The following is an 11,241-nucleotide window of genomic DNA, read 5'->3' on the forward strand; positions in this document are numbered from 1 at the left end:
CTAAGATGCTGAAGGGGCTCAGACGACGCAATCCGGCCACGGCCCAGGCCAGCCGCACCACGATCACCCGCCGCGCGCTGATGCTGGGCGGCGCGCAGATGGCGGTGGTGGCGGCGCTGGGGCTGCGGATGCGGCACATGCAGTTGGAACGGGCCGATGAATTCCGCATGCTGGCGGATGGCAATTCGATCAAGATCCGGCTCATTCCGCCGGCGCGCGGGCTGATCTATGACCGCAACGGCCTGCTTCTGGCGGGCAACGAACAGAATTACCGCGTGACGATGACGCGCGAGGATGCCGAGGATGTGCCCGCCGAACTGGCCGCGCTGCGCCGCCTGATCCCGATGAGCGACACGGAAGCCGCGGAATTGCTGGCGGAAATCAAGCGTCGCCCGCCGAATGCGCCAATCACGGTTGCCGACCGGCTGAGCTGGGAAGAATTCTGTTCCGTCTCGATCAACACCCCTGCCCTGCCCGGCGTGACGCCCGAGGTCGGGCTGTCGCGGCATTACCCGCATGGCCCCGATTTCGCCCATGTGCTGGGCTATGTCGGGCCGGTGTCGGATTATGACCTGTCGAAGCTGGAAAATCCCGATCCGCTGTTGCGCATTCCGCGCTTCCAGCTTGGCAAGTCGGGGATCGAGGCGAAGCTTGAGGACGAGCTGCGCGGCAAGGCCGGGCAGCGGCGGGTCGAGGTGAATTCGGCCGGGCGCGAGATGCGCGAACTCAGCCGCCGCGAGGGCGACCCGGGCGTGGCGCTGCAGCTGACGCTGGATGCGCGGTTGCAGAATTTCGCGCTGCAGCGGCTTGCCGGGGAAAGTGCCGCCGCGGTGGTGATGGATGTGACGAATGGCGACATCCTGGCCATCGCCTCGGCGCCGTCCTTTGACCCGAACCTGTTCGTGCGCGGCATTTCCGGGGCGGATTACACCGCGCTGATGGAAAACGACCACCGGCCGCTGGCGGACAAGACGGTGCAGGGGCTTTACCCGCCGGGCTCCACCTTCAAGATGGTGACGCTGCTCGCCGCGCTGGAAGCCGGGGTCGTCAGCCCCGAGGAGACGGTCTATTGCCCCGGCTACATGACCGTGGGCGGGCGCCGCTTTGGCTGCTGGAAACACTCGGGCCATGGCCGGGTGAATGCGGTCTACAGCCTCGAACAAAGCTGCGACACCTATTATTATGACGTCTCGCAGCGCGTCGGCATCGAGGCGATCTCGGCGATGGCGAAGCGGCTGGGCATCGGCGTCAAGCACGACCTGCCGATGTCGGCGGTGGCCGAGGGCAATGCGCCGACGAAGGACTGGAAACAGAAGCGGCACGGCAAGGGCTGGCAGATCGGCGACACGATCAACGCCTCGATCGGTCAGGGCTATGTGCTGGCCTCGCCCCTGCAGCTTGCGGTGATGGTGTCGCGCGTCGCTTCGGGGCGGGCGGTGGTGCCGCGGCTGGTGCGGGCGCGCGACGGGGTCGAGGTCCCCGCCCCCGAGGCGCCGCCGCTCGACATCGACCCGGCGCATCTGGCGGTGGCGCGGCGTGGCATGTGGGCGGTGGTGAACGGATCGCATGGCACGGCGGGCGGATCGAAAGTCGTGGCCGAGGAGTGGCTGATGGCGGGCAAGACCGGCACCTCGCAGGTGCGCTCGGCCGTGGTCAACAACAAGGCCGTGCCCTGGGAGCAGCGCGACCATGCGCTGTTCGTCTGTTTCGCCCCGGTCGGCGATCCGAAAGTTGCCGTGGCGCTGATTGTCGAACATGGCGGCGGCGGCTCGGCCGCGGCGGCGCCGATCGCGCGTGATATCTTGCTGTTTGCGCTGGCGGGCGGGCTGCCGCCGCTGGCCGCCTATCCGGCCGCACAGCGCGAGACGGTGAAGGCCCGGTTCGAGGGGCTTGACCTGATCGACCCGGCGCGTTTCGCCGCGCCGACCCGTGGCCGGGCCTGAGGGGGCGCGATGAGCTATCTTGAAAACAACCTCAAGACGATCCCTTCCGGGCCGACGAAGATCCTGTTCCTGAACTGGCCGCTGATCTTCCTTTTGACCGCGGTGGCGGGCACCGGCTTTCTGATGCTCTATTCCGTCGCCGGGGGGAACCTTGAAACCTGGGCCGAGCCGCAGATGAAGCGCTTTGGCGTCGGGCTGGTGGCGATGATCGCGGTCGGGCTGACGCCGATCTGGTTCTGGCGCAATGTCTCGGGGGTGATCTACACGATCGCGCTGTTGCTGCTTCTGGCGGTGGAATTCGTCGGCGATATCGGGATGGGGGCGCAGCGCTGGCTTGATCTTGGGCCTTTGCGGCTGCAACCCTCGGAAATCATGAAGATCGGTCTGGTGATGCTTTTGGCGGCCTATTACGACTGGCTGCCCGCCGAAAAGGTCTCGAGCCCGATCTGGGTGGCGCTGCCGGTGGCGCTGATCCTGATGCCGACCTTTCTGGTGCTGACCCAGCCCGACCTTGGCACGGCGGTGATGCTGACCTTGGGCGGCGGCTTCGTGATGTTCGCGGCCGGCGTCAGCCTTTGGTATTTCGGCACCATCATTGCGCTGGTCGTGGGGCTGGTGGCGGCAGTGATGGAAAGCCGCGGCACCTCGTGGCAGCTGCTGCATGACTATCAGTTCAAGCGCATCGACACCTTCCTGGACCCCTCGGCCGATCCTTTGGGCGCGGGCTACAACATCATGCAGGCGCAAATCGCGCTGGGATCGGGCGGCTGGTCGGGGCGCGGTTTCATGCAGGGCACGCAAAGCCATCTGAACTTCCTGCCGGAAAAACACACCGACTTCATCTTCACCACGCTGGCCGAGGAATTCGGCTTCATCGGCGCCTTTGGCCTTCTGACGCTTTATGTCGGCATCATCGGCTTCGCGACCTATACGGCGCTGTCGACCAAGGACCGTTATGCCTCGCTCGTCTCGCTGGGGGTGGCGGGGACGTTCTTCTTCTTCTTCGCCATCAACATGGGAATGGTGATGGGGCTGATGCCGGTGGTGGGGGTGCCGCTGCCGATGGTCAGCTATGGCGGCACGGCGATGATGATCCTGCTGGCCGCCTTCGGCCTTGTCCAAAGCGCCCATGTCCACCGACCGAGGTAAATCATGCTGACCGTCCTTTTCGCCGACCGGATCGAAAACTGGCCCGCCTACGAAGCGGCGCTGACCGCCGCCTTTGCCGAAGCGGGCATCGCCGCGCGCCTCGTGCTGCCACCCGTTGATCCGGCTTTGGTCGATTACATCGTCTACAGCCCGCGCGGCCCGGTGCAGGATTTCACCCCCTACACCCGCACGAAAGCGGTGCTGAGCCTTTGGGCCGGGGTGGAACGGGTGGTGGGCAATGCCACTCTGACGCAGCCTCTGTGCCGGATGGTCGATCAGGGGCTGGAACGGGGGATGGTCGAATGGGTCACGGGCCATGTGCTGCGCGCCCATCTGAACATCGACTTTTTCCTGTCGCATCAAGACGGTATCTGGCGGCAGGCGGGCCATGTGCCGCCGCTTGCGCAAGATCGCTCGGTCGTGTTGCTGGGCCTTGGCGCTTTGGGTGGCGCCTGTGCGACGACGCTTGCGGCGCTTGGCTTCAAGGTAACGGGCTGGAGCCGGACGCCAAAATCCCTGCCCGGGATCACCTGCCTTGCGGGGGCGGAGGGTCTGCGCGAGGCGCTGTCACGCGCCGAGATACTCGTCACCGTGCTGCCGAACACGCCCGAGACGACCGATCTTCTGAACGCGACAACGCTGGCGCTGCTGCCCCGCGGCGCGGCGATCCTGAACCCCGGCCGCGGCAATCTGATTGACGATGCGGCGCTTCTGGCGGCGCTGGAGACCGGGCAGATCGGCCATGCCACGCTCGATGTGTTCCGGGTGGAGCCGCTGCCGCCCGAGCATCCCTATTGGGCGCATCCGAAGGTCACCGTCACCCCGCATATCGCGGCGGAGACCCGCCCCGCCTCGGCCGCGCGGGTGATTGCGGAAAACATCCGCCGTTTCGAGGCGGGCGAGGTGCCGTTGCATCTGGTCGATCGCGCCCGCGGTTACTGAGGGACGGGGGGCGCTGCCCCCCTCGGCCTGCGGCCTCACCCCCCGGGATATTTGGACCAAGGTGAAAGCCGGGACGGGATCAGAGTTTCGCCGCATCCACCCCAAGCTGCGCGCAAAGCGCGGCGAAGGGGGTTTCAAGCCCGGTCCAATCGGCCGCACGCGCCGCAAACAGCGTGGCCTGGCTTTGGTGAATGAGCCCGTCGGACAGGATCTTCAGGTGATTGGCGCGCAGCGTCTCGCCCGAGGAGGTGATATCGGCCACGGCCTCGGCGGTGAGGTTCTTCACCGTGCCCTCGGTCGCGCCCTGACTGTCGACCGATTGCCAGTCGGCCACGCCTTCGCACGCCAGAAATTCGCGCAGCAGCCGATGATATTTCGTCGCGATCCGCAGCCGGTGGCCATGCGCGGCGCGGAAAGCATGGGCCGCGGCATCGAGGTCTTCAAGCGTGTCGACATCGGCCCAACAGGCGGGCACGGCGATGATCAGATCGGCATGGCCAAAGCCCATCGGCGCCAGATCGGCGACCTGGGTTTCCCAATCGGCCAGTTTCTCGCGCACAAGATCCGAGCCGGTGACGCCCAGATGGATCCGCCCCGCGGCCAGCTCGCGCGGGATTTCGCCAGCCGAAAGCAGAACAAGTTCAATGGCTTCCGCGCCTTCGACCGCGCCCGCATATTCACGGTCCGAGCCCGTGCGTTTCAGGGTGAGGCCGCGCGCGGCGAACCAGTCGAAGCATTGCTCCATCAGCCGCCCCTTGGAGGGCACGCCCAGTTTGATCGCGCTCATGCGAGCCCCCCCAGATCGGCGACAAGGCCCGGGCGGATCACGCCGCCCACGGCCGGGATCGCGCGCCCGCCGCCCAGAACCCGGGTCAACGCGTCGTAGCGTCCGCCCGAGGCGATGGGCGGAAAGCCCGGATCGGCGGTCTCGAAGCTGAAGACGAAGCCGTCGTAATATTCCATCGTGGCGCGGCCGTGGCTGGCCTCGAAGGCAAGCGCGGTCAGGTCGATGCCGCGGGCATCCAGCGCCGCCAGCCGCCGTTCGAGTTTGGCAATCGCCGGGGCAAGCGCGGCGATGCCAAGGTCTGACAACTGCGCAGGCGCCCGGTCGGCGGTGCAGCGCAGCGCGAACAGCGCATCGAGCCGGGCCACGTCCTCGGCGGCAATCGGCGCGGTTTCGGCATCGGCCCGTAGCACGGCGATGCGGGCGGTCATTTCGTCGGGCGCGCGCAGGCCAATCCAGGGGGCGTCAGAGGTCGCGCCCGCCAGCAGCGCCGCGCGGCTTTCGGGCACCGGCGAAAGCCCCGCATAACGCTCCATCAGCCGATGAAAGCGCTTCGGGCGCCAGATGTGCCGAGCGAGCGCCGCCTTGCGCGCGGGCAGGGTATCAAGCCCCTCGACCGCGGCGCGCAGCACACCGATATCCCCGATGGTCGCGGAGAGGTCGAGCGGTTTCAGAAGCTTGGCGAAAAGCGCGAAGACCTCGGCATCGGCGGCCTCGGGGTCTTCGCGGTCGAAGATTTCGTAGCCCGCCTGAAAATATTCGGCCACGCGGGCGCTGCCGCGATGATCCTGCTTGCGGAACACCTCGCCCATATAGGCGTAACGGGCGGGTTCCGCCCCCTCGGCCATGTGGGCCTGCACCACGGGCACGGTGAAGTCCGGACGCAGCATCATCTCGCCGCGCAGCGGATCGGCGGTGACATAGGCGCGGGCGCGGATATCCTCGCCGTAAAGATCAAGCAGCGCCTCGGCCGGTTGCAGGATGTCGGGGGTGACCTCCACCGCCCCGGCTGCTTCGAAAGCGGCCAGAAGCCGCTGCCCGATGGATCGCGCCTCGGCCTTGGATGCCATCACTTCACCCCGTAGCGCGCAAGGACCTCTTGCACTTTTGCAACCATTTCCCCGGTCGGAACCTCGAATTGCGCCGGTTGCGCTTTCCATTCCTCAACACTGGCGGAAGCCGCGATCTTCGCGCCCAGGATCAGGTCCTTGATCTGCACGACACCACGTGCTGCTTCGTCGGCGCCTTGAATGATCGCCACCGGGCTTTCGCGCTTGTCGGCATATTTGAGCTGGTTGCCGAAGTTCTTCGGGTTGCCCAGATAGACCTCGGCCCGGATCCCCGCCCGGCGCAGCGTCGCGGCCATGGCGAGATAATCGCCCATCCGGTCGCGGTCCATCACGGTGACGACGACCGGACCCTGCGCGGTGCCGCCGATCCGGCCCTTTGCCCGCAGCGCCGCCAGCAGCCGGTCGACGCCGATCGAGACGCCGGTCGCGGGCACTTCCTGCCCGGTGAAGCGCTTCACCAGATCGTCGTAACGCCCGCCCCCCGCGACCGAGCCAAAGGACCGCTTGCGCCCCTTCTCGTCCAGGATTTCAAAGGTCAGTTCAGCCTCGAACACCGGGCCGGTGTAATAGCCAAGGCCGCGCACGACCGAGGGGTCGATCACGATCCGATCCGGGCCATAGCCTTGACCGTCCAGAATTTGCGCAATGAATTCAAGCTCGTCAACGCCCGCCGCGCCAAGCGCAGAGCCCGAAACCAGCTCGCGTAGACGCGCGGCCGTGGCGGCGCCGGTGTCGCGCTTGGCCTCCATGAAGCCCATCACCACATCGGCCTGCGCGTGCGAAAGCCCCGCGCCCTTGGTAAAGTCGCCCGACTCGTCGAGCCGCCCCTTGCCCATCAGCGCGCGCACGCCCGCCTCGCCGAACTTGTCGAATTTGTCGATCGCGCGCAGCACGATGCCGCGTTCCTCGGCAAAGCGGTCGGGGTCGGAAGGGTCCAGAACCCCGGCCACTTCCATCACGCCGTTCAGTACCTTGCGGTTATTGACCCGCACCACATAATCGCCGCGCGGAATGCCGACCGCTTCCAAAGCGTCCGAGAGCATGCCGCAAATCTCGGCATCCGCGGCGACCGAGGCCGCCCCAACCGTATCCGCATCGCATTGATAGAATTGACGAAACCTCCCCGGACCGGGTTTTTCATTGCGCCAGACCGGGCCCATCGTGTAGCGCCGATAGGGGCTGGGCAGGTCATTGCGGAACTGCGCGGCAACGCGGGCGAGCGGCGCCGTCATGTCATAGCGCAAGGCCAGCCAATCGCCGCCCTCGTCCTGCCAGGCAAAGACGCCCTCGTTCGGGCGGTCGACATCGGGCAGGAACTTTCCCAGCGCCTCGACCGTTTCGACGGCCGAGGTTTCCAGCGGATCGAACCCATGCGCGCGGTAGACCTCGGCGATGGTCGACAGCATCGCGGCCCTCTCGGTCACCTCGGCGCCGAAATAGTCGCGGAACCCCTTGGGCGTCTCGGCCTTCGGACGGCGCGGTTTCTTCTCGCTGGACATGGTCTTGCACCCGATCGTTTCTCGGGCGAGGGTGTAGCGGATGGGGGCCACCCCGGCAAGCACGAGAGGGCAAATGAGCGACAGGATCGAGCGCGCCGAGGAAGAACTGGCGCATCTGCGCAAGACCGTGGACGAACTCAGCGACGTTCTGGCGGCGCAAGGCCGCGAGATCGAACGGATGTCGCGGCTTCTGGGGCTGTTGATGGAGCGCGAGGCCGAACGCGAATTTGCCGCAGGCGGGGCGATCCCGCTGGCAGATCAAAAGCCGCCGCATTGGTAAGCGGGCTCAGATTTCCTCCACCAGCACCACGCCGCGCAGGCTGCGCAGCGCGCCCTTGACCTGCGGGTTCACCGGCAATTCGCGCCCGGCGGTAATCTGGTAGCGACGGCGCTTTTCCGGGTCGAAGACGGAAAAGGTCACTTGTCCGCGCGATTTCACCCGTCCTTCGGCCGCAATACGTTCGAAAAGTGCAGCCACGGCCGAAACCGCCTCGGGCGTTTCAAGGTGGATCAGCAGCCCCGATCCGGCCCCGGCGTCGCTCGCCACTGTGTCGATCGGCGCCGCGGTCTGGCACAGCATCTTCACCGTCTCGCCCTCGACATCGACCTTGACCGTCAGCACCACCGCCTGCCCGGGCTCCAGATGCGCGCGGCAGGCTTCGAGCGTGTCGGAAAAGACCGTGACCTCGTAAGGCCCGGTGGGGTCGGAAAGCGACACGAAGGCAAAGCGGTTGCCCTTGGCCGATTTGCGTTCGGACCGTGCCGCCACCTGCCCGGCGATCTTGCCGATGAAGGGCCCCTGCCCCAGCGCCTTGGCGGTGACATCGGCCAAGGTCAGCACCTTTTTCCGTTTCAAAGCAGGTAGATAGTCATCGAGCGGATGGCCCGAAAGATAAAAGCCGATGGCCTTGTGCTCCTCGGCCAGACGTTCGCCCGGCAGCCAGTCGTCGGTATCGGCCAGCCGCGGCGGCGGCAGATCGTCGCCCGCATCGCCAAAAAGCGACACCTGCGCCGAGGCTTTCGCCTCGGCCACCGCCGCCGACCAGGCCATCAGCGATTCGAGGCTTTCGAACACCCGTTTGCGGTTCGGATCAAGCTTGTCAAAGGCCCCCGCCCGCGCCAGCATCTCCAGCGGCCGCTTGCCGATCCGCTTGAGATCACAGCGCCGCGCGAACTCGACCAGATCGCGGAAGGGCTTGTCCTCGCGGGCTTTTTCGATCAGCCGCATGGCCTCGACCCCGACATTCTTCAAAGCGCCGAGCGCATAGATCAGCTTCTGATCGACCACGTCAAAGGTCGCAAGCGAGCGGTTCACACAAGGCGGTACCACCTCGATCCCCAAGCCCCGCCGCGCCTCGGCGGTGTAGATCGCCAGCTTGTCGGTCAGATGGATATCGCAGTTCATCACCCCGGCCATGAATTCGACGGGGTGGTTCGCCTTCAGCCAGGCGGTCTGGTAGCTGACAATCGCATAGGCGGCCGCGTGCGATTTGTTGAACCCGTAGTTCGCGAATTTCTCCAGCAGGTCAAAGACTTCGCCCGCCTTTTTCGCGTCGATGTTGTGCGTGGCCTTGGCGCCCTCGATGAATTTCGGGCGCTCCTTCGCCATTTCCTCGGCGATCTTCTTCCCCATCGCCCGGCGCAAAAGATCGGCGCCGCCAAGGCTGTAGCCCGCCATGACCTGCGCGATCTGCATCACCTGTTCCTGATAGACGATGATGCCCTGCGTTTCCTTCAGGATCGGGTCGATGGTCGGATGCAGCGATTCGAGCGGCCGCAGCCCGTGTTTCACCTCGCAATAGGTCGGGATATTCTCCATCGGGCCGGGGCGATAAAGCGCCACAAGCGCCACGATATCCTCGATGCAGGTCGGTTTCATCCGCCGCAGCGCATCCATCATGCCGGTGGATTCGACTTGGAACACCGCGACCGTCTTCGCCGCCGCGTAAAGCTCGTAGGTCTTGGCATCGTCGATCGGGATCAGGTTGATCTCGTTCGCGGCCCCCTCGGCGGGGGTATAAAGCGTTTCACCAGCGGGGTTTACATGCAGCGGACGGCCGGATTTCAGGATCAGGTTGACCGCGTTCTGAATCACCGTCAGCGTCTTCAGACCCAGAAAGTCGAACTTCACCAGCCCCGCCTGTTCGACCCATTTCATGTTGAACTGGGTCGCGGGCATGTCGGACCGGGGGTCCTGATAAAGCGGCACCAGCGCATCAAGCGGCCGGTCGCCGATGACCACACCGGCGGCATGGGTCGAGGCATTGCGCAACAGCCCCTCGATCGCCTGGGCGTAATTCAGCAGCCGCGCCACCACCTCTTCAGACTTTGCCGCCTCGCGCAAGCGCGGCTCGTCCGCCAGCGCCTTTTCGATCGAGACCGGCTTCACCCCCTCGACCGGGATCATTTTCGACAATTTGTCGACATGTCCGTAAGACATCTGCAAGACCCGGCCAACGTCGCGCACCGCGGCCTTGGACAAAAGCGCGCCGAAGGTGATGATCTGCCCCACCTTGTCGCGACCATATTTGCCCTGCACATATTTGATCACCTCTTCGCGGCGATCCATGCAGAAGTCGATGTCGAAGTCGGGCATCGAGACCCGCTCGGGGTTCAGAAACCGTTCGAACAGCAAGCTGTAGCGCAACGGATCAAGGTCGGTGATCGTCAGCGCATAGGCAACCAGCGAACCGGCCCCCCGAGCCCCGCCCCGGACCGACCGGAATCCCCTGCGACTTGCCCCATTTGATGAAGTCGGCCACGATCAGGAAGTAGCCGGGAAAGCCCATCTGCTCGATGATGGAAAGTTCGAATTTCAATCTTTCTTCGTAGTCCGCCACCGGCACCGCATGGGGGATCACGGCCAGCCTGGCGCGCAGCCCCTCCCAGGCCTGACGGCGCAATTCCTCCACCTCGTCATCGGCGAAACGCGGCAGGATCGGCTTGCGCTTGAACGCGGCAAAGGCGCAGCGTCTGGCGATTTCAACCGTGTTTTCAAGCGCCTCCGGCAGATCGGCAAACAGCGCCGCCATCTCTGCCTCGGTCTTCAGATAATGCTGCGGCGTCAGGCGGCGGCGCGGCTCGATCTGATCGACATAGGCGCCCTCGGCGATGCAGATCATCGCGTCATGCGCCTCGTACATGTTCGATTTTGGAAAGTAGACGTCATTCGTGGCCACCAACGGCAGGCCCAGATCATAGGCCATTTCGACAAAGGGCCGCTCGGTCATCCGCTCGCCCTCGGTCAGCTGCCCGCCCTCGCCCGGATGGCGCTGCAGCTCGACATAAAGCCGGGTCGGGTAACAGGCCGCCAGCCGCTCCATCAACAGCCGCGCCTTGCCCGCCTGCCCGTGTTGCAAAAGCTTGCCCACCGGCCCCTCGGCCCCGCCCGAGAGGCAGATCAGCCCCTCGGCATAGCGCTCAAGGTCCTCAAGCGTCACCTGCGGCAACTGCCCGCCCTTGTCGACATAAAGACAGGAGGAGAGCTTCATCAGATTCATGTAGCCCGCCTCGTTCTGCGCCAGCAAAACGACGGGCGCGGGCAGGCGCGGCCTTTCGCCGGGCGCCGCCACCTCATAGGTGACCGAGACCTGACAGCCGACGATCGGCTGCAGCCCAGCCCCTTGCGCCAGAACGGAAAATTCCAGCGCCGCGAACATCGCATTGGTGTCGGTCACGGCGACGGCGGGCATGTTCATCGCGTCGCACAGCTTGATCAGCTTCTTCACCGGAACCGCGCCCTCAAGCAGCGAATATTCGGTGTGCACGCGCAGATGGATGAATCGGGGATCACTCATTGCGGCAGACTACGGGCCGCAAGTCGGCGGGGCAAGTCGCCCAATTCTTGACCAGAC

7 protein-coding genes and 1 pseudogene are annotated in these 11,241 nt (G+C 65.4%); 4 read left to right on the forward strand and 4 right to left on the reverse strand.

Annotated features, from left to right (window positions below; translation table 11 throughout):
- The first annotated feature begins 5 nt into the window (after nucleotides 1-5).
- From mrdA to ACTTAG_RS13550, 3 genes are read left to right on the forward strand one after another with little or no spacing between them, the layout of a single operon-like run.
- Nucleotides 6-1,943, forward strand: a complete 1,938-nt coding sequence (gene mrdA, locus ACTTAG_RS13540) for a penicillin-binding protein 2 (protein WP_444462762.1) — start codon at nucleotides 6-8, stop codon at nucleotides 1,941-1,943.
- Between the two features lie 9 nt (nucleotides 1,944-1,952).
- On the forward strand, nucleotides 1,953-3,092 hold the full coding sequence (rodA, locus tag ACTTAG_RS13545; protein ID WP_444462763.1) for a rod shape-determining protein RodA: 1,140 nt from the start codon (nucleotides 1,953-1,955) through the stop codon (nucleotides 3,090-3,092).
- A 3-nt stretch (nucleotides 3,093-3,095) separates the two neighbouring features.
- The gene (locus ACTTAG_RS13550; protein ID WP_444462764.1) at nucleotides 3,096-4,034 is read left to right on the forward strand and encodes a 2-hydroxyacid dehydrogenase; all 939 of its coding nucleotides are present in this window, start codon (nucleotides 3,096-3,098) and stop codon (nucleotides 4,032-4,034) included.
- Between the two features lie 79 nt (nucleotides 4,035-4,113).
- Here ACTTAG_RS13550 and hisG read toward each other — a convergent pair whose 3' ends face one another.
- Genes hisG through hisS form a run of 3 tightly spaced genes read right to left on the reverse strand, consistent with a single transcriptional unit; the run spans nucleotide 4,114 to nucleotide 7,387 of the window.
- The gene (gene hisG, locus ACTTAG_RS13555) at nucleotides 4,114-4,821 is read right to left on the reverse strand and encodes an ATP phosphoribosyltransferase (RefSeq protein ID WP_444462765.1); all 708 of its coding nucleotides are present in this window, start codon (nucleotides 4,819-4,821) and stop codon (nucleotides 4,114-4,116) included.
- Nucleotides 4,818-5,888 (reverse strand): ATP phosphoribosyltransferase regulatory subunit, encoded by a 1,071-nt coding sequence (locus ACTTAG_RS13560; RefSeq protein ID WP_444462766.1) that lies wholly within the window; start codon nucleotides 5,886-5,888, stop codon nucleotides 4,818-4,820. Before ACTTAG_RS13560 ends, hisG begins: the two co-directional genes overlap by 4 nt.
- Entirely contained in the window at nucleotides 5,888-7,387 is a 1,500-nt protein-coding gene (hisS, locus tag ACTTAG_RS13565; RefSeq protein WP_444462767.1) for a histidine--tRNA ligase, read from the reverse strand. Before hisS ends, ACTTAG_RS13560 begins: the two co-directional genes overlap by 1 nt.
- A gap of 73 nt (nucleotides 7,388-7,460) precedes the next feature.
- On the opposite strand from hisS, the gene ACTTAG_RS13570 reads away from it, so the two are divergent.
- Nucleotides 7,461-7,667, forward strand: coding sequence for a SlyX family protein (locus ACTTAG_RS13570; protein WP_444462768.1), 207 nt, complete (start codon nucleotides 7,461-7,463; stop codon nucleotides 7,665-7,667).
- A 6-nt stretch (nucleotides 7,668-7,673) separates the two neighbouring features.
- Here the strand turns inward: ACTTAG_RS13570 and dnaE are convergent.
- A pseudogene (dnaE, locus tag ACTTAG_RS13575) lies at nucleotides 7,674-11,184 on the reverse strand (DNA polymerase III subunit alpha).
- Nucleotides 11,185-11,241: the final 57 nt, after the last annotated feature.

This window comes from Rhodobacter capsulatus (assembly GCF_052363185.1).
GTDB classification, from domain to species: domain Bacteria; phylum Pseudomonadota; class Alphaproteobacteria; order Rhodobacterales; family Rhodobacteraceae; genus Rhodobacter; species Rhodobacter capsulatus_E.